Source organism: Streptococcus oralis ATCC 49296 (genome assembly GCF_000185265.1).
Lineage (GTDB): Bacteria > Bacillota > Bacilli > Lactobacillales > Streptococcaceae > Streptococcus > Streptococcus oralis_BC.
In genome coordinates this window covers 1670174-1689632 of sequence record NZ_GL622183.1, presented here as the reverse complement: position 1 = coordinate 1689632, position 19459 = coordinate 1670174, and the positions used below count along the sequence as shown (strand labels likewise).

General features: G+C 40.9%; 19 protein-coding genes. 13 read left to right on the top strand and 6 right to left on the bottom strand.

What is annotated here, in order from left to right; genetic code table 11:
* Positions 1-24 precede the first annotated feature (24 nt).
* From HMPREF8578_RS10365 to gor, 3 genes are all read right to left on the bottom strand, one after another.
* Positions 25-582 carry a TetR/AcrR family transcriptional regulator gene (locus HMPREF8578_RS10365; RefSeq protein ID WP_001107632.1) on the bottom strand — a complete coding sequence of 186 codons (558 nt, stop codon included), beginning with the start codon at positions 580-582 and terminating at the stop codon, positions 25-27.
* Between the two features lie 391 nt (positions 583-973).
* Complete coding sequence (locus HMPREF8578_RS10360) at positions 974-1510, bottom strand: biotin transporter BioY (RefSeq protein WP_000709010.1); 537 nt, start codon at positions 1508-1510, stop codon at positions 974-976.
* A gap of 143 nt (positions 1511-1653) precedes the next feature.
* Entirely contained in the window at positions 1654-3000 is a 1347-nt protein-coding gene (gene gor / locus HMPREF8578_RS10355; protein ID WP_001206508.1) for a glutathione-disulfide reductase, read from the bottom strand.
* Between the two features lie 266 nt (positions 3001-3266).
* Here gor and HMPREF8578_RS10350 point away from each other — a divergent pair, with 266 nt between their 5' ends.
* The 5 genes from HMPREF8578_RS10350 (at position 3267) to HMPREF8578_RS10330 (ending at position 9870) form a co-directional block, all read left to right on the top strand.
* Positions 3267-4457, top strand: a complete 1191-nt coding sequence (locus HMPREF8578_RS10350; RefSeq protein WP_000827879.1) for an efflux RND transporter periplasmic adaptor subunit — start codon at positions 3267-3269, stop codon at positions 4455-4457.
* A complete protein-coding gene (locus HMPREF8578_RS10345) occupies positions 4441-5142 on the top strand; it encodes an ABC transporter ATP-binding protein (protein ID WP_000733786.1) in 702 nt (233 codons plus the stop codon). The genes HMPREF8578_RS10350 and HMPREF8578_RS10345 overlap by 17 nt, the downstream gene beginning before the upstream one ends.
* Positions 5143-6402, top strand: a complete 1260-nt coding sequence (locus HMPREF8578_RS10340) for an ABC transporter permease (protein WP_001180392.1) — start codon at positions 5143-5145, stop codon at positions 6400-6402. It begins immediately after the preceding gene.
* Positions 6403-6537: 135 nt separating this feature from the next.
* Positions 6538-8535 carry a methionine--tRNA ligase gene (gene metG, locus HMPREF8578_RS10335; protein ID WP_001291402.1) on the top strand — a complete coding sequence of 666 codons (1998 nt, stop codon included), beginning with the start codon at positions 6538-6540 and terminating at the stop codon, positions 8533-8535.
* A gap of 84 nt (positions 8536-8619) precedes the next feature.
* The gene (locus HMPREF8578_RS10330; protein ID WP_000739018.1) at positions 8620-9870 is read left to right on the top strand and encodes a DUF6287 domain-containing protein; all 1251 of its coding nucleotides are present in this window, start codon (positions 8620-8622) and stop codon (positions 9868-9870) included.
* Between the two features lie 178 nt (positions 9871-10048).
* Here the strand turns inward: HMPREF8578_RS10330 and HMPREF8578_RS10325 are convergent, their stop codons facing one another.
* The 3 genes from HMPREF8578_RS10325 to coaA all read right to left on the bottom strand — a co-directional run bounded on the left by HMPREF8578_RS10325 (position 10049) and on the right by coaA (position 11859).
* On the bottom strand, positions 10049-10582 hold the full coding sequence (locus tag HMPREF8578_RS10325) for a DNA topology modulation protein (RefSeq protein WP_000684212.1): 534 nt from the start codon (positions 10580-10582) through the stop codon (positions 10049-10051).
* A 52-nt stretch (positions 10583-10634) separates the two neighbouring features.
* Positions 10635-10871 carry a 30S ribosomal protein S20 gene (gene rpsT, locus HMPREF8578_RS10320; protein ID WP_001274000.1) on the bottom strand — a complete coding sequence of 79 codons (237 nt, stop codon included), beginning with the start codon at positions 10869-10871 and terminating at the stop codon, positions 10635-10637.
* Between the two features lie 67 nt (positions 10872-10938).
* Positions 10939-11859 (bottom strand): type I pantothenate kinase, encoded by a 921-nt coding sequence (gene coaA / locus HMPREF8578_RS10315; RefSeq protein ID WP_000180520.1) that lies wholly within the window; start codon positions 11857-11859, stop codon positions 10939-10941.
* A 201-nt stretch (positions 11860-12060) separates the two neighbouring features.
* Here coaA and HMPREF8578_RS10310 point away from each other — a divergent pair, with 201 nt between their 5' ends.
* From HMPREF8578_RS10310 to HMPREF8578_RS10275, 8 genes are all read left to right on the top strand, one after another.
* Complete coding sequence (locus HMPREF8578_RS10310) at positions 12061-12465, top strand: hypothetical protein (protein ID WP_000698114.1); 405 nt, start codon at positions 12061-12063, stop codon at positions 12463-12465.
* 202 nt (positions 12466-12667) lie between these two features.
* Positions 12668-13258, top strand: a complete 591-nt coding sequence (locus HMPREF8578_RS10305) for a class I SAM-dependent methyltransferase (protein ID WP_002893335.1) — start codon at positions 12668-12670, stop codon at positions 13256-13258.
* Positions 13255-14532 carry a pyrimidine-nucleoside phosphorylase gene (locus HMPREF8578_RS10300; protein ID WP_001202986.1) on the top strand — a complete coding sequence of 426 codons (1278 nt, stop codon included), beginning with the start codon at positions 13255-13257 and terminating at the stop codon, positions 14530-14532. The genes HMPREF8578_RS10305 and HMPREF8578_RS10300 overlap by 4 nt, the downstream gene beginning before the upstream one ends.
* Before the next feature lie 19 nt (positions 14533-14551).
* Positions 14552-15214, top strand: a complete 663-nt coding sequence (deoC, locus tag HMPREF8578_RS10295; protein WP_000773703.1) for a deoxyribose-phosphate aldolase — start codon at positions 14552-14554, stop codon at positions 15212-15214.
* Positions 15201-15590 (top strand): cytidine deaminase, encoded by a 390-nt coding sequence (locus tag HMPREF8578_RS10290; protein ID WP_000246111.1) that lies wholly within the window; start codon positions 15201-15203, stop codon positions 15588-15590. Before deoC ends, HMPREF8578_RS10290 begins: the two co-directional genes overlap by 14 nt.
* 89 nt (positions 15591-15679) lie before the next feature.
* Entirely contained in the window at positions 15680-16735 is a 1056-nt protein-coding gene (locus HMPREF8578_RS10285; RefSeq protein ID WP_001036152.1) for a BMP family lipoprotein, read from the top strand.
* Positions 16736-16871: 136 nt separating this feature from the next.
* Complete coding sequence (locus HMPREF8578_RS10280; protein ID WP_000929836.1) at positions 16872-18407, top strand: ABC transporter ATP-binding protein; 1536 nt, start codon at positions 16872-16874, stop codon at positions 18405-18407.
* Positions 18400-19458, top strand: coding sequence for an ABC transporter permease (locus tag HMPREF8578_RS10275; RefSeq protein WP_000038684.1), 1059 nt, complete (start codon positions 18400-18402; stop codon positions 19456-19458). Before HMPREF8578_RS10280 ends, HMPREF8578_RS10275 begins: the two co-directional genes overlap by 8 nt.
* The last annotated feature ends 1 nt before the right edge of the window (position 19459 follow it).

Genomic DNA, 19459 nt, shown 5'->3' with positions numbered 1-19459 from the left:
TGAGTGCAACTCAAGATTCTTTTTTTAGGACACAATATAGTCACAGAGAGAAGTCTTAGACAATTGAATGAAAGTCTCTCTATACTCTTCAGGTGGAATTGGATTATCTTTACGAATCCAGACTTCAATGAAAGAGATTGCCATGGTCGTAATGATATAAGCGATGTCCTCTTTATTAAAATTATATTTCAGTTGGTAATTGACATTCTTTAGTACCCACTCTGAGTATATTCCACGCAGAAATTCCTTCCAACATGGGTCGACTTGTGTGGTATACAAGGTGCTAATAACTTCCCTTTTTTCGTATATGAGAGGAAGTATATGGTCTGCTAAAAAGCTGATAGGATCTCCATCATTGCTAGGGCAGTACTTATTAAAGACGTTAAAAATGTGCTGATTGGTCTCTTCGTGAATGTATTCGATAATATCTTCAAAGTTGTTAAAATGCTTTTGATAAATCGCTTGTCGTGAAATACCAGCTTCAGCAGCAATTTCAGTCATTGTAAAGGAACTACGCTGAGGATTTTTCTTAGCTAGTGTGATGAGAGCTCTAATGATTAGCTCACGAGTATTCTTTGCCATAGAATTACCTTTCTACTTATAATTATTTACAGTTATTTTTGAATGAAGAAAAATCAGAATGTTCAAGTTAATATAAACAATCAATGAACATTAAATTTTCTGAATCTTTTAGGTAGCTCTATTGTATCACAAATAATTTATAAAATATAGCTCAATCATTGAAAATGCGTTTTCTGAAAAGTATACAATTGCTAAGCATCCAAAATCAATGGAAGCTTATTTGGTTTGAATCAATTAGAATACTTTTCTACTTTGCATATTGTGAATAGCTATAATTTGAAGAATAAAACGATTAATATTCATACTGGTATAAGAATAGTCAAGTAGCTAAATAGTGTACAGTTGATTCTTAGAAAGGAAATAGTCCAGAACAATGGTTCTGGACTATTTTTTATCTTGAAAAATATGGAAGACTTTTCAATCTTTCGAGTAGGGGACGACTAATGAAACTAATGGCAATAATCTTACCAAGATCAGGAAGGATAAAGGGAAGGACACCTACTGCAAGCGCCTTATCAAATGGCATCCCAGCAAGGAAGTGGAGGCTGAGAATACCTCCGACAAAGACGAGGGAGTCACCCAAGAGGTTGGCTAGGAAAATGCGAATGTAGCCACTTTTTTGATGGATGAGATAAGATGTAAGTCCAGCATAGACAAGGTCGAACCAAAGATAGCCTGCACTTGGGCCGACTAAAACGTGAAATCCAGCTCCTCCCCCTGCAAAAACAGGTAAACCAATGGCACCCAGCAGGAGATAGAGAGCAACAGATAGAACAGCTTCTCTGGGTCTAAAAACAGTAGCAATCAGACCGATCGCAAAGTTTTGTAGAGTGAAGGGGACAGGACCGATAGGGAGACTGATTTGTGCTAAAACGGCGATGAGAGCAGCACCGATAGCAGGGATAGCGTAGATATGAGCTTTTTTCAAAACTGTTAACCTCTTTTCAAAATTATAGTAACTATTATACTAATTCAGAAGAAAAAGTCAACCTATTTTTTATAACGAGGTAACAATTTTGTAACAGCGGATTTTGCAAGTAAAAAGAGACCTTTTCAGGTCTCTTGCGATAATTAGCGCATGGTCACAAATTCTTCAGAAGCAGTTGGGTGGATAGCTACTGTAGCGTCAAAGTCTGCCTTGGTTGCTCCCATCTTAATAGCAACAGCGAATCCTTGAATCATCTCATCCACTCCGTAACCAAGTCCGTGAAGGCCAACAACTTTTTCGTCAGCACCAGCTGTGATGAGTTTGAAGCGTGATTCTTGACGATGGTTTGTAACAGCTGAGTACATGGATGCAAAGCTTGATTTGTAGACTTTGATGTTATCTTGGCCGTATTCTTTGATAGCTTGATCCTCGGTTAAACCAACCGTTCCGATTGCTGGGTGGGAGAAGACAACAGTAGGGATAGTCGTGTAGTCCATCTTGGCATTTGTTTTCCCGTTGAAGAGGCGTTCAGATAAGGTACGTCCTGCCTTGATGGCTACCGGGGTCAGTTCCTTCTCACCAGTAACATCTCCAAGAGCATAGATGCCATCTACAACTGTATTTTGGTATTCATCTACTTGGATAAATCCACGTTGGTTGAGTGTGACGCCAGCCTTTTCTAACTCCAGACCGTCTACATTTGGACGGCGACCGGTAGCCCAGATAACTTGGCTGGCAGTGTGACTAGAGCCGTCTTCGAAATGAATGGTAATACCTTGCTCCGTTTCTTCGAGCTTGACGGGTACCTTATGTGTGTGCAAAGGTAGACCTGTTTTTTCCATTTCATTGACAAGTCCTTCAACGATGTAACTGTCAAAACCACGCAAGGGACGATCACGACGGACAAACAAATCCGTTTTTACTCCTAGCGCGTGGAGAACACCTGCTAATTCAACCGCGATATAACCAGCTCCAAGAATCGCAACGGAGTCAGGAAGTTGCTCCCAAGCAAAGACATCGTCTGAGCTGCCACCGAGTTCAGCTCCAGGAATAGTTGGGATGCTTGGACGAGCGCCAGTCGCAATCACGATATGCTTGGCACGAATCAATTCACCATTGACGCTAACGGTGTGGGAATCAACAAAATGAGCACGACCTTCAATCAAATCAACCCCGTTGCGCTTGAAACTTCCATCATAAGATAAGCGAGCACGGTCGATGTAGGCTTCACGGTTTTGACGAAGTTTAGCAAAATCAAATTGAACATCTGAACTTGTAAAACCATAGTCAGGACCGTAGTGGTGGAAGCTTTCAGCGATTTGCGCTCCATACCACATGATTTTCTTAGGAACACAGCCGACATTGACGCAGGTTCCACCTAATTTTTTCTCCTCGATAACAGCTGCTTTAGCACCGTGTTCGCCAGCGCGGTTCATAGTGGCAATGCCACCGCTCCCTCCGCCGATAGCGATGATATCAAATTCTCTCATAGAAAACTCCTTATAGCTTTGATAGTCATATTCTATCGTTTTTATTTTTTGAATGCAAAAATCTGCTACGATAAAAAAATTATAAAAACGCTTGCCAAATTCAAAAAGATATTGTATTATATATCTAGCACAATAATCCAATAAACGAATACCGAACGAAATAATGATCCTGAACTATCATTGTTTCCATCTGAACTGTCATTGTTTGGTCTCGGTATTTCTGATATAATGGTTTTTGTAAGGCAAAAGAATAAAGGAGCTTAAAAATGAAAAGAAATAAGAAGGCAAAAAAATGGCAATTATACACAGCGATTGGTGTTGCCAGTGCTATTGTTATCGGTGCTGCGGGGATTTTGATTTTTAGACAACCTTCCCAGTCAGCAGTCAAGGAGGAAACCTCTCATATCGTTACTGCTAAGGAAGGTTCTGTTGCTTCATCGGTTCTCTTGTCAGGTACGGTTACAGCAAAAAATGAACAATATGTTTATTTTGATGCTAGTAAGGGAGATTTAGATGAAATTCTCGTTTCAGTCGGGGAAAAGGTCGAAGAAGGGCAAGCGTTGGTCAAATACAGCAGTGCAGATGCTCAAGCTGCCTATGATGCGGCTGATCGTGCAGTTGCAAAAGCAGACCGTCATATCGAGGAGTTAAACAAAGCTCGTGAAAATGCTTCAGCTGTACCAGCTTCCCCACAAGTTCCAACAGAAGCAGGACTCCCAGAACAAGCGCAAGCAGCGACTTCTTCCGTATCTTCTATTGATTCTCAAATCAGTGATGCCAAGGATAACCGTGCAGATGCTGTGGCTCAGCTTAACAAGGCTCAAGCACAGTTAGATGCCGCAACTGTCCTCAGTACACTAGAAGGGACTGTAGTTGAAGTTAATCGTAATGTTTCCAAATCGCCAACAGGTAATAGCCAAGTGGTAGTACATGTCGTAAGTAATGAAAACTTGCAGGTCAAAGGGGAGTTGTCTGAATACAACCTTGCTAACCTTTCTGTAGGCCAAGAAGTTACCTTTACTTCGAAGGTTTACCAAGATAAGAGCTGGACTGGTAAGATTAGCTATATCTCAGATTATCCTAAAAACAACGGAGAAGCAGCAAATGCTGCGGCTGCAGTAGGTGGTAATTCTGGTTCCAAATATCCCTATACCATCGACGTTACAAGTGAAATTGGTGAGTTGAAACAAGGCTTCTCTGTCAGTGTGGAAGTTAAGAACAAGAGTAAAGCCATTCTTGTTCCTTTAACAAGTGTCGTTACCGAAAATGACAAAAACTATGTCTGGCTCGTTGACGACCAGAAAAAAGCGAAGAAGGTAGAAGTTACTTTGGGGAATGCGGACGCAGACAACCAAGAAATTACTTCAGGTTTGACAGACGGTGCCAAGGTCATCAGTAATCCAACATCTTCCTTGGAAGAAGGAAAAGAGGTGAAGGCTGATGAAGAAACTAATTAGTCTCAAAAATATCTGTAGGAGTTATCGAAATGGTGACCAAGAACTGCAGGTCCTTAAAAATATCAATCTAGAAGTTCATGAAGGTGACTTTGTTGCTATTATGGGACCATCTGGTTCTGGTAAATCTACGTTGATGAATACCATCGGAATGTTGGATACACCAACCAGTGGAGAGTACTACCTTGAAGGGCAAGAAGTTGCAGGCCTTGGAGAGAAACAACTGGCCAAGGTCCGCAACCAGCAAATCGGTTTTGTCTTTCAGCAGTTCTTTCTCTTGTCCAAGCTCAATGCACTTCAAAACGTCGAATTGCCCTTGATTTACGCGGGTGTTTCGGCTTCTAAACGTCGGAAATTGGCTGAGGAATTTCTGGAAAAGGTTGAGTTGACGGAGCGCAGTCATCATTTGCCTTCTGAGTTATCAGGTGGTCAAAAGCAACGTGTAGCAATTGCGCGTGCCTTGGTAAATAATCCCTCTATCATCCTAGCAGACGAACCCACAGGAGCCTTGGATACCAAGACAGGAAATCAAATTATGCAACTGTTGGTTGAGTTAAACAAGGAAGGGAAAACCATTATCATGGTCACGCACGAGCCTGAGATTGCTGCCTATGCCAAACGCCAAATTGTCATTCGTGATGGGGTCATCTCATCAGACAGTGCTCTGGTAGAAAAGGAGGAAAACTAGATGCAGAATCTGAAATTTGCCTTTTCATCCATCATGGCCCACAAGATGCGTTCCTTCCTCACCATGATTGGGATTATCATCGGAGTTTCATCTGTCGTCGTCATCATGGCACTGGGAGACTCCATGTCTCGTCAGGTCAATAAAAACATGACCAAATCACAGAAGGATATCCATGTCTTTTTCTCTCCTATCAAAAGCAAGGATGGTTCCTTTACGCAGAAACAATCCGCTTTGACAGTCAGCGGGAAAGAAGAGGATGTTCATGTTGAACCACCAAAACCACTAGAATCCTGGGTCAAGGAGGCTGCTAAACTTAAAGGAGTAGACAGCTACTATGTCACCAACTCGACCAACGTCACCCTATCTTATAAGGATAAGAAAGTTGAACGAGCGACTCTGACAGGCGGAAATAGCACCTACATGAACGCAGTTGAAAATGAAATCGTTGCGGGTAGAAGTCTAAGACCGCAAGACTACAAGGAATTTGCCAGTGTGATTTTGCTGGACGAAGAACTAGCCAAGAGTTTGTTTGATAGTCCAGAAGCTGCGGTTAATCAAATCATCTCTGTTAATGAATTTAGTTACCGTGTGATTGGTGTTTATACTAGTAATGAAGCTAAAACTGCTAAAGCCTTTGGGATTGGTGGTCTTCCAATTACGACCAATATTTCTCTCGCAGCCAATTTTAATACTGATGAAATCTCGAACATCGTCTTTCGTGTCAATGATACTAGTCTAACGCAGACCTTGGGACCAGAGTTGGCTCGAAAATTGACTGAGATTGCTGGTCTTCAGCAAGGGGAGTACCAAGTTGCGGATGCAACTGCCGCCTTCCAAGAGGTACAACAACTATTTGGTTTTATGACAACGATCATCAGTGCCATCGCAGGAATCTCTCTCTTTGTCGGGGGAACTGGTGTCATGAATATAATGCTGGTTTCGGTCACAGAACGCACGCGGGAGATTGGTCTACGAAAAGCTCTCGGAGCTACTCGGGCTAATATCTTGGTACAGTTTTTGATTGAATCCATGATCTTAACTTTGCTAGGTGGTGTCATCGGTCTTGGGATTGCTGCTGGAATGACCATGTTAGCTGGAGTATTGCTTCAAAACATGATTGCAGGTATCGAAGTCGGGGTTTCCCTCCCAATCGCTCTCTTTAGCTTGGCTGTGTCAGCCAGCGTTGGGATGATCTTCGGAGTCTTGCCGGCCAATAAAGCCTCTAAGCTCGATCCAATCGAAGCCCTTCGTTATGAATAAGATATAGAACAGAAAAAACAAGATGGACATTTATCTGTCTTGTTTTTGTATGGATTTTCCTATCGAAAATCACTAAAAATATGATATAATGAAGTGTTAGAAAAACAGGTTTCATTTGCCTGGAAAGGAAAAATTATGTCTGAAAAGAATTTTTATATTACAACACCGATTTACTATCCATCTGGTAAACTTCATATTGGTTCTGCCTACACTACCATCGCTTGTGATGTCCTAGCTCGTTACAAACGACTCATGGGCTATGATGTCTTTTATCTGACAGGTCTGGATGAGCACGGCCAAAAGATTCAGCAAAAAGCGGAAGAAGCTGGTATCACGCCTCAAGCCTATGTTGACAGTATGGCAGTTGGCGTCAAAGAACTCTGGAAATTATTGGATATCTCATACGATAAATTTATCCGTACCACAGATGACTATCATGAAAAAGTGGTAGCACAAGTCTTTGAACGCTTACTTGCTCAAGATGATATCTACTTGGGCGAATATTCTGGTTGGTATTCAGTATCAGATGAGGAATTCTTTACAGAAAGCCAACTTGCGGAAGTTTTCCGTGATGAAGCTGGAAATGTGACGGGCGGTATCGCTCCATCAGGTCACGAAGTGGAATGGGTTTCTGAAGAGTCTTACTTCCTTCGCCTCAGCAAATACCAAAATCGTTTGGTAGAATTTTTCAAATCGCACCCTGACTTCATTACTCCAGATGGTCGTCTTAATGAAATGCTTCGTAACTTTATTGAGCCAGGTTTGGAAGACTTAGCGGTTTCTCGTACAACCTTTACCTGGGGTGTTCCAGTCCCATCAAATCCAAAACATGTTGTCTACGTTTGGATTGATGCCCTTCTTAACTATGCGACAGCGCTTGGTTACGGTCAAGAGGATCATGCTAACTATGATAAATTCTGGAATGGAACAGTCTTCCACATGGTCGGAAAAGACATTCTTCGTTTCCACTCCATCTACTGGCCAATCCTTCTCATGATGTTGGATATGAAATTGCCTGACCGCTTGATTGCCCACGGTTGGTTCGTCATGAAAGACGGCAAGATGTCTAAGTCTAAAGGGAATGTCGTTTACCCTGAAATGCTAGTAGAACGTTATGGACTGGATCCACTTCGTTACTACCTCATGCGTAGCCTTCCTGTTGGTTCAGATGGAACCTTCACTCCTGAGGACTACGTTGGCCGTATCAACTATGAATTGGCCAATGACCTTGGAAACCTCCTTAACCGTACGGTTTCTATGATTAACAAGTATTTTGATGGGCAAATCCCTGCCTATGTAGAGGGTGTGACTGAATTTGACAATGCTCTTGCTCAAGTAGCAGAGCAATCTATCTCTGACTTCCATACACACATGGAAGCCGTTGATTACCCACGTGCCCTTGAAGCAGTCTGGACTCTTATCTCACGTACCAACAAATACATCGATGAGACAGCCCCATGGGTCTTGGCTAAGGATGAAGAGCACCGTGACCAATTGGCAAGTGTCATGAGCCACTTGGCAGCTAGCCTTCGTGTCGTAGCTCACTTGATTGAGCCATTTATGATGGAAACCAGTCGTGCAGTCTTGACCCAGCTTGGATTGGCAGAAGTTGCTAGCCTTGAAAACTTGAACCTAGCTGACTTGCCATCAGATGTGAATGTTGTGGCCAAAGGAACACCAATCTTCCCACGTCTGGATATGGAAGAAGAGATTGCCTATATCAAGGAACAAATGGAAAGCAACAAGCCAGCCGTCGAAAAAGAATGGAATCCAGATGAAGTCGAACTCAAACTCAACAAGGATGAAATCAAGTTTGAAGACTTTGACAAGGTTGAGATCCGTGTCGCAGAAGTCAAAGAAGTGTCTAAAGTGGAAGGTTCTGACAAGTTGCTCCAATTCCGCCTAGATGCTGGTGATGGCGAAGACCGTCAAATCCTCTCAGGAATTGCAAAATACTATCCAAACGAACAAGAATTGGTCGGCAAGAAGGTACAAATCGTTGCCAACCTCAAACCACGCAAGATGATGAAAAAATATGTCAGCCAAGGGATGATTCTCTCAGCTGAACATGATGGCAAATTAACCCTTCTCACAGTGGATCCAGCTGTACCAAACGGAAGTGTGATTGGGTAAAATCTATAGATAAAAACAGTTTTCTATTTTTCGTATAGAAAAACTGTTTTTTTACTAAAATAAATAATATTTTGGAGATTGGGAATGAAGAAAAATGCTATTCTTTATTTAGGAGTTGTTTTACTACTTGCTATTTTTCTTTTGTTTTCTTTATTTATAAATCGTAAAGAAAGTAAACATCAAGAAGTGCAATCAACTACTACTGAAGTCATAAAATCAGATTTTGAGGATATTTCAGGTGATTATATTTCTTCTACAGGTGAGAAAGCTACTGTTGCTAAAAATAATCAAAATTGGAGAATCTCATATAATACAGACGAAGGTAATGTATTTGGAGACTTTTCTACGGATTGGAAGAAAGATGGCAACAATAGGTCTTCTGTTACAGAATTTAATAAATCAGATGGAAATAAGGATTTTAAAATCTCTATTTTAGTTAATAATGTAGATGATTCATCTAACATTTTAACGGTAATTACCTTATCAGACGGAAATAAGAATCATGAAATGGTATTTGCTAGTAGGACTGATTATTTTAAAAATAGTAAGGATAATATTCTTCAAGGAGATTTAAGCGCTTTTGAAGGGACATATTCTAATGACTATTTAGAAAAAGCAATAGCGGAATCAAACTTTACTTTGTATGGGTACAGTCCTGAAGATTATTTTGAAGATAAAACCTCAGTCTTCCCCAAAATATCCAAACAAGAGGGAAATTGGCTGTTTTGGAGTGGTTCTACACATGCTCAATTCAAGCTAGATAAAAGTAAAAAACCGAAGAAAAATAATGGTTATTATGAAGTCTATTTTGTAGGGGATAATAAAAATGCAATTATTGGGCAAGAATTAGTGCTAACATTTATTCCTGCTAATGAAACTGGACCAGATAATGAGAAAATTCAAGAAAATAGAATTCTTTATGGAAAAAGTTATCTTAGACCATATAAAGTGGGTTGGTGGGAAATATACCAAAAAAATACAATTTCAGAAGTAGACTTAGATATTGAAGCGATTGAAAATGGAGATATTTCAACACTTGTTGGAAAATGGAGGAATGGTCGCGGTAAGGAATTGATAATTAATTCTGATGGAACAACTGGGGATGGAAATAGGATTAAAGTAATAAAAGATTCATCTAAGAAGAGCAGTGTTCCATATGTTAGTTTACAAAGTGGTCATACGAGTGCTGCTATTGGATTGTTTAAAATAGGTTTTAAAAATCCAATGGGTGATCAATCAGATAGCTCACGGCCGCGATTAATTATTACTCAATCAGCTGGAAATTATGATGAAGATTTTTATTATTATAGAGTAGAGGCAAGTGTTTCTCATTAGTAGGTGAAATGTTCAGTAATCAGATAGCATTTGGGCTTTTTTTCGAGTTTAATAGTTTTATGAAATACTTATTCTGATGTACCCCTCTCAGCTGAACATGATGGACAATTAACCCTTCTCACAGTTGATCCAGCTGTACCAAATGGAAGTGTGATTGGGTAATAGCAAAAAACCAACGTTAGGCACGTTGGTTTTTCTTGTTATTTACGAGATTTTCTAAGAAGTGGTCCATCTCCTTTTGCGACTTGAGGACAATTACTTTATCTGGATAGGTTTCTTGAACCCGTTGATAGCGTTCTTTAGCATTCTTTGTCCGCCCATCCCATAGAATCCATCGGATAAAATCCCAATCAAAGCGTTCAGGGCAGCCTGCTGCCATACTTTCTCTGACCTTTCCTCGGTATGTGAGATACCGTTTAAAGGCTCGAAAGAGACAAGTCCATGGTGAAAAATTGAGAAAGATGATTTGGTCAGCTCCCAGCATTCTTTCTTCATAGCAACACCAAGAGTAGTTGCCGTCGATGACCCAAGCTTCGTGCTTTGTGAGAAAGTTTTTCATTTCGGTCAACATCCATTCGCGGTCACTGTCTTGCCAACCAGGTTGAAATTGGAGTGTGTCCATATGCAGTTTGGGGATGGAGTAGTAGTTTGACAACTTTTCAGCTAGAGTTGACTTGCCTGCTCCAGAATATCCTATGATTGCGATTTTCATTTTCTACCTTTTCTGATTAGAGGACAAAAAAACAGCCTCTATGGACTGTTTCTTATTTAGCAAGTTTAGCTGAAAGACGAGCTTTATCGCGGCTTGCTTTGTTTTTATGAATCAAACCTTTAGTTTCTGCTTTGTCGATAGCTGAGCTAGCAGCACGGAAAAGTTCTTCAGAAGGGTTTGCTTCGAAAGCTTTGATAGCAGTACGCATAGCTGATTTTTGAGCTGAGTTTTTTTCGTTTTGTTTAACGTTCAATTCAGCGCGTTTGATAGCTGATTTAATGTTTGCCAATGTTCTTACCTCCATATTTACTAACTATACCATTATATATGAAAACTTAGGTTTTGACAAGGGGAAATTATTTTTTTAGGTAAATTTCATCGATTTCATGGTTTTTAGTCTTGTGGAGAATGACCTCGGCGCGATTCCTTGTTGGTTCGATATAGTTTTGTAGATTTGTGAGATTAATACTGGTCCAAACCTGGTGAGCAAAGGCTTCAACTTCTCCAATCGGCATTTGTGTAAAGCGGTGGTAGTAGCTGTTGGGATCATTTTGGGCAAAGCTGAGCAGCTTTAAGAAACGATCCAGATACCAGCTTTCAATGTCTTCAACTGCTGCATCCACATAGATGGAGAAATCAAAGAAATCAGTAATGTAAAGGCGCTCATTTTGAGGGTTTTGAAAGACATTGATGCCTTCGACAATGACAAAATCAGCAGCTTTGACACGTTGTTTCTCTCCAGGAACGATGTCATACACTTCATGAGAATAGACAGGAATATCGACATCTTGCCCATTCTTTAGGCGGTCAAGAAAATTCAGCAAGGTTTCCATATCATAACTTTCAGGAAAACCTTTGCGATTTAAGATATCTTGGTCAATCAAAGTTTGATTGGGATAGAGAAAACCGTCGGTTGTCACCAATTCTACAGTAGCATCCGGTAGAGTACGTGATAGAAGAATCTGAAGTAAGCGACTAGTAGTCGATTTGCCCACAGCAACACTACCAGAAACCCCAATGATAAAAGGCTGAGATTTACTTTCGCGTTGAAGAAAAATTCCTTTTGAAAATGCCAAATCATCCTTAGTGCGCTTGTAAATATGGATAAGATGGACAAGGGGAAGATAGACGTCTGTTACGTCCTGCAGACTAATCTGGTCATTGAAACTCTTGATGGATTCTAACTCTTCCTCTGTCAAGGGAGGGGTTGTTTTGCGATGCAATGATTGCCAAGTCTGGCGACTGATTTTTTCAAAATGTAAAAATTCGTTGGTCATTTGTTTTCCCCTAGATATTTTGTTTATCATACCATAAAAAGCTAAAAAGATAAAGCGGTTTCTTGATGGTAGTAAGTCAATATCGTATAATAGAGGTAGATGGAGGTTGAATAATTTAATGATGAGATAGAGAATGGTTTCTGAAGACTTATCAGTTATTGAAAGTGGGCTTTGTGGTTCACAACTTATAGGAGGTGTGTCATGAAAATCTTAAAAAGTTATATATTGGAACTCTGTTTTATTTTAAGTTTTGCCTTACCTTTTATAAAAGGAGCGAATGCGGATAATGGTAGACGTTTTGTGGAAACCTATTACGGTTTTACTTTTTTGATGGAACATGCTATTGTAACAGTTGTCTTTATCTGTTCGCTCTTGATTGCTTTCATACTAAAAAAACGGTGGACGAAATGGCTTGCTGCTGGTAGTTATCTATTTTTGATTTTGTGGATTGCTACAGAAGGATATCTATTCCGCATGTCACTAGAAGATTTGATACGACTTTGGACAAGTTTGGAAATCTTGACACAAACTTATCAGTTGGGTTTTTATCTAAACATCATATTGGGAATCCTGTTGATAATAAAGTATTTTAAGGTTAAGCAATAGTGATGAAAATGTGCTTGATTACAGGCGATCTGTTTTTTCCTGACTATGATAATTTGTAGTTCCCGATAGATTGTAATGTATTTCTAATAATTGAAAGAGATTGAAGAAAAGGTTTTTTGAATAGGATTCTTCAGTCTTTTTCATTTGATCATCACTTTGTAAACGATTTACAATTCAAGCTAAATTATGGTAAAATAGTTTTATGAGTAAAATGTATTATGCAGAAAATCCTGATGCTGCTCACGACATTCATGAGTTGAGAGTGGAGTTGTTGGGAGAAAACATGACCTTTTTGACGGATGCGGGTGTTTTTAGCAAGAAAATGGTTGACTTTGGGAGTCAGCTTTTATTGAAGTGTCTAGAGGTTAACAAAGGAGAAACGGTCCTTGATGTGGGTTGTGGTTATGGGCCATTGGGCTTGTCATTGGCCAAGGCTTATGGAGTTCAGGCAACCATGGTAGATATCAATAATCGCGCCTTGGACCTAGCGCGACAAAATGCTGAACGAAATAAAATTGAAGCGACGATTTTCCAATCCAATATCTATGAACAAGTTGAAGGGAAGTTTGACCATGTTATTTCCAATCCGCCGATCCGAGCGGGCAAACAGGTTGTTCATGAGATTATCGAAAAGAGCAGAGATTTCTTAAATGACGGAGGAGATTTAACCATCGTCATTCAGAAAAAACAAGGAGCTCCAAGTGCTAGAAATAAGATGGAAGACGTTTTTGGCAATTGTGAAATCGTAAAGAAAGATAAGGGATACTATATCCTTAGAAGTGTGAAAGAATGAGAGCAGTTGATTTAATTCAAAAGAAACGAGATGGTCAAGAACTGACTACGGCTGAAATAAAATGGTTGGTAGAAGGCTATGTGGCTGGAACTGTTCCAGATTATCAAATGTCTGCTTTTGCTATGGCTGTTTATTTTAAAGGAATGACCACACGTGAGATTTCTGATCTGACGATGAATATGGTCAAGACAGGTCAAGAGTTTGATTTGTCAGCTATTGATGGGGTTAAAGTTGATAAGCATTCGACTGGTGGTGTAGGTGATAAAGTGACCTTAATCTTGGCTCCCCTTGTTGCGAGTTTCGGCGTGCCTGTTGCTAAGATGAGTGGTCGAGGTCTCGGCCATACTGGTGGGACAATTGATAAATTGGAGTCCATTAAGGGCTATCAAGTCGAACGAAGTCAAGAGGATTTCATTCGTCAGGTACAGGACATTGGTGTATCTGTCATTGGGCAGTCAGATCAGCTGGTTAAAGCAGATAAACTTCTCTATGCCCTCCGTGATGTGACAGCAACTGTCGACACGATTCCTTTGATTGCGAGTTCGGTGATGAGCAAGAAAATTGCTGCAGGAGCGGATGCCATTTTGCTAGACGTAACGGTCGGTGAGGGTGCCTTCATGAAGACTGTTGATGAGGCGCGCGAATTGGCTCAAACCATGGTGGATCTTGGTAAGGCTGTTGGTCGAAAAACAGTAGCAGTCATTACCGATATGAGTCAGCCTTTGGGAAGAGCCATTGGCAATCGTCTTGAAATCCTTGAGGCAATCGAGATTCTCCAAGGAAAAGGCCGAGAAGATATTAGTCACTTTATCTGCGAGCTAGCTCAGATTATGCTTGGCTTGGCTGATGTTGAGAAAACGATCAAGGAAATCCGTCAACACCTGGAAAATGGCCAAGCACTGGCTAAGTTTGAAGAAATGGTAGCAGCACAAGGCGGTGATTTAGAAGATCTTTATCGTCCAGTCAAAGTTGCCCATGTGGTGGAAATTCCAGCTCAAGATACAGGTGTTATTTCAGCTCTTCCTGCAATGGAATTTGGGCTCTATGCCATGAGACTAGGAGCCGGTCGTGCAGTCAAGACTGATGACTTGGACTATGAAACAGGGATTGTTTTTGAAAAGAAAGTTGGAGACTCCGTTCAAAAAGGAGAAATTGTTGCAAAAGTTTATACAAATGGAAAAATTTCTTCTGAACTAGTTACAGAATTTCAAAAATATGTTAAAATAAATGATGGAGTGCAAAGTTTACGAGAAATTATAGAAATTATCTCATAAAACCAGGGAGAATCCGAATATGAAGTTAAATAAATATATTGATCATACGCTTTTAAAGCAAGATGCAAGTCAAGAACAAATTGATCGTTTGCTATCTGAAGCGCGTGAGTATGACTTTGCCAGCGTTTGTGTCAATCCCACATGGGTTAAACATGCGAAAACAGGGCTTGAAGGCTCAGATGTAAAAGTTTGTACAGTAGTAGGTTTTCCTTTGGGAGCAACAACTTCAGCTGTGAAAACTTTTGAAACAAAAGAAGCTGTCCAAAACGGTGCAGATGAGATTGATATGGTTATCAATGTTGGTGCCCTCAAATCAGGCAATCTGGATTTGGTTGAATCGGACATCCGTGCTGTCGTAGAAGCAAGTGGTGACAAGTTGGTGAAAGTCATTATCGAAGCTTGCTTGTTGACAGACGATGAAAAGGTTGTGGCCTGCCAATTATCCCAGAAAGCGGGAGCTGACTTTGTCAAAACATCAACTGGATTTTCAACTGGTGGTGCCACTATTGAGGACGTTCAGTTGATGCGTGAAACAGTCGGGCCAGATATGGGAGTTAAGGCAGCTGGTGGAGCTCGTTCATATGCAGATGCTGTCGCTTTTGTGGAAGCAGGCGCTACCCGTATCGGAACATCTGCTGGTGTAACAATCTTAAAAGGAGAATTGGCAGATGGCGACTACTGAGTTGATTGAACTAGCAATTGAAACCAGCAAACAAGCCTATGTCCCCTATTCTCACTTTCCCATCGGAGCTGTTTTAGTAGCCAAGGATGGTAGTATTTATACGGGTGTGAACATCGAGAATGCTAGTTATCCCTTGACTAATTGTGGAGAACGTACTGCTATTTTTAAAGCAGTTTCGGAGGGGCAACGGGAGTTTTCAGAGTTGATTGTCTACGGACAAACTGAAAAACCCATCTCACCATGTGGTGCTTGTCGCCAGGTCATGGTTGAATTTTTTGAACAAGATCTAAAAGTGACCTTAGTCGCTAAAGATAAATCGACGGTCGAGATGACGGTCGGGGAGTTACTTCCATACTCATTTACAGACTTAAACTAGTCTGAGTCACTCTCTGAGTGATGCGGTCCTTGTGGCCAACCAATCCATACTTGCAACATCGTTGCACATCTTATTTAGGAGGTTCAGTAATGAACAAGAAACAATGGCTAGGCCTTGGTCTAGTTGCAGTAGCAGCAGTTGGACTTGCTGCATGTGGTAACCGCTCTTCTCGTAACGCAGCTTCATCTTCATCAGAAATGAAGACCAAAGCAGCAATCGTAACAGATACTGGTGGTGTTGATGATAAATCATTTAACCAATCAGCTTGGGAAGGTTTGCAAGACTGGGGTAAAGAACATAATCTTTCTAAAGATAAAGGTTACACTTACTTCCAATCAACAAGCGAAGCAGACTATGCTAACAACTTGCAACAAGCGGCTGGAAGTTACAACCTGATCTTCGGTGTTGGTTTTGCCCTTCACAATGCAGTTGAGGAAGCTGCAAAAGACCACTCTGACCTAAACTATGTCTTGATTGATGATGTGATTGAAGGTCAAAATAATGTTGCGAGCGTAAGATTTGCGGATAACGAAGCAGCTTACCTTGCTGGTGTTGCAGCAGCGAAAACTACGAAAACAAAACAAGTTGGTTTTGTAGGTGGTATCGAATCTGAAGTTATTTCACGTTTTGCAGCTGGATTCAAAGCTGGTGTTGAGTCAGTAGACCCATCTATCAAAGTCCAAGTTGACTACGCTGGTTCATTTGGTGATGCTGCCAAAGGTAAAACAATTGCAGCAGCTCAATACGCTGCCGGTGCGGACGTTGTCTACCAAGCAGCTGGTGGTACAGGTGCTGGTGTCTTTGCTGAAGCAAAATCATTGAACGAAAACAAAAATGAAAACGAAAAAGTTTGGGTTATCGGTGTAGACCGTGACCAAGCAGCAGAAGGTAAATACACTTCTAAAGATGGTAAAGAATCTAACTTCGTTCTTGTATCTACATTGAAACAAGTTGGTACAACTGTAAAAGATATTGCCAACAAAACAGAAAAAGGTGAATTCCCTGGTGGACAAGTGATTGTTTACTCATTGAAAGATAAAGGGGTTGAGCTAGCAGTAACAAACCTTTCAGAAGAAGGTAAAAAAGCTGTTGAAGATGCAAAAGCTAAGATCCTTGACGGAAGCGTAAAAGTTCCTGAAAAATAATGGATAAAAGTCATTTCTTAGGAAGCGGCCATTGGTCGCTTCTTTAAGAATTGAGGCAATTTTTGTCTCAATAGAGCTTGTTAATGTGATTAGCAGGTTTTATTGAAATAAAATAAACCTCTGAAAGGAAGAGCATATGGCACACGAAAATGTCATTGAGATGCGGGATATTACCAAGGTGTTTGGTGAATTTGTAGCAAACGACAAAATCAACTTGCAACTGCGAAAAGGTGAAATCCATGCACTTTTAGGAGAAAATGGAGCGGGTAAATCCACTCTGATGAATATGCTGGCAGGACTTCTTGAACCAACAAGTGGTGAAATTGTGGTGAATGGTCAGGTTGTAAAACTAGACTCACCATCTAAAGCCGCTGGTCTTGGAATTGGGATGGTTCACCAACATTTCATGTTGGTTGAGGCTTTTACAGTAGCTGAGAATATCATTTTAGGGAGTGAAATCACTAAAAATGGTGTTCTAGATATAGCTGGTGCTACTAAAGAAATCAAGGCTCTTTCTGAACGTTATGGTTTGGCAGTGGATCCTTCTGCTAAGGTGGCGGATATTTCCGTTGGTGCCCAACAACGTGTAGAAATCTTGAAAACACTCTATCGTGGTGCTGATATCCTTATCTTTGACGAACCTACAGCCGTATTGACCCCTTCAGAGATTGATGAGTTGATGGCAATCATGAAAAACCTTGTCAAAGAAGGGAAGTCCATCATTTTGATTACCCACAAGTTAGATGAGATTCGTGCGGTATCGGATCGAGTGACAGTTATTCGCCGTGGGAAATCAATCCAGACGGTTGAAATTGCAGGCGCAACAAATGCGGACTTGGCAGAAATGATGGTTGGACGCTCAGTCTCCTTTAAAACGGAAAAACAGGCACCACAACCCAAAGAAGTGGTCTTGTCTATCAAAGACTTGGTTGTCAATGAAAACCGCGGTGTACCAGCAGTAAAAAATCTCTCCTTGGATGTTCGTGCTGGTGAAATTGTCGGTATTGCAGGTATTGATGGCAATGGTCAGTCTGAACTCATTCAAGCCATTACTGGTCTTCGTAAGGTTGAGTCAGGTAGCGTTGAATTAAAAGGCAAATCAATCGTGGGGATGCATCCTCGACAAATTACAGAACTAAGCGTGGGGCACGTTCCTGAGGATCGTCACCGTGATGGCTTGATTTTGGAGATGATGATTTCAGAAAATATCGCTCTTCAAACCTACTACAAAGAACCACTCAGCAAAAATGGCATTTTGAACTATGCCAATATCACTTCACATGCTAAGAAATTGATGGAAGAATTTGACGTCCGTGCGGCAAGCGAATTTGTTCCAGCGGCAGCTCTTTCAGGAGGAAATCAACAAAAAGCGATTATCGCTCGTGAGATTGATCGTGATCCTGATCTCCTTATCGTCAGCCAGCCAACTCGTGGTTTGGATGTCGGTGCCATTGAATATATCCACAAACGTTTGATTGAAGAGCGTGATAACGGTAAGGCTGTCCTTGTTGTCAGCTTTGAATTGGATGAGATTTTAAATGTCTCAGACCGAATTGCTGTTATTCACGATGGTAAGATTCAAGGTATTGTATCGCCAGAAACGACTAATAAACAAGAACTTGGTGTCTTGATGGCAGGTGGAAACTTGGGAAAGGAGAAGAGTGATGTCTAAAAAGTTACAACAAATTTCGGTTCCCTTGATTTCCGTATTCTTAGGAATCTTGCTTGGAGCCATTGTCATGTGGATCTTCGGATATGATGCTATCTGGGGCTATGAGGAGTTGTTCTATACAGCTTTTGGTAGCCTCCGTGGGATTGGAGAAATTTTCCGTGCCATGGGTCCTCTTGTCTTGATAGGTCTAGGTTTCGCAGTTGCCAGTCGAGCAGGCTTCTTTAACGTCGGACTTCCTGGTCAGGCTTTGGCAGGCTGGATTCTCAGTGGTTGGTTTGCCTTGTCAAATCCAGATATGCCTCGTCTCGTTTTGATTCCATTAACAGTGATCATTGCTTTGATCGCAGGTGGAATCGTTGGTGCGATTCCAGGGATCCTCAGAGCTTATCTCGGTACGTCAGAGGTTATCGTGACCATCATGATGAACTACATTGTATTGTATGTGGGAAATGCCTTTATTCATGCCTTTCCTAAAGATATTATGCAAAGTACAGACTCAACGATTCGTGTTAGTGCCAATGCTACATATCAGACACCATGGTTATCAGAGTTGACTGGAAATTCCCGTATGAATATCGGAATCTTCTTTGCAATCATTGCTGTTGGTGTGATTTGGTTCTTGCTAAAGAAAACGACTCTCGGTTTTGAAATTCGCGCAGTTGGTCTCAATCCCCATGCTTCAGAGTACGCTGGTATTTCAGCAAAACGTACAATCATTCTATCAATGATTATCTCTGGTGCCTTGGCTGGTCTTGGTGGAGCTGTCGAAGGTCTTGGAACTTTCCAAAACGTTTACGTTCAGGGCTCATCATTAGCTATCGGATTTAACGGGATGGCAGTTAGTTTGCTTGCTGGAAATTCACCAATTGGAATTCTTTTTGCAGCATTCTTATTTGGTGTTTTGCAAGTAGGAGCACCGGGTATGAACGCTGCGCAAGTTCCGTCTGAGCTTGTTAGCATTGTAACAGCGTCTATTATCTTCTTTGTCAGCGTTCACTACATTATCGAACGCTTTGTCAAACCTAAAAAACAAGTTAAAGGAGGTAAGTAAG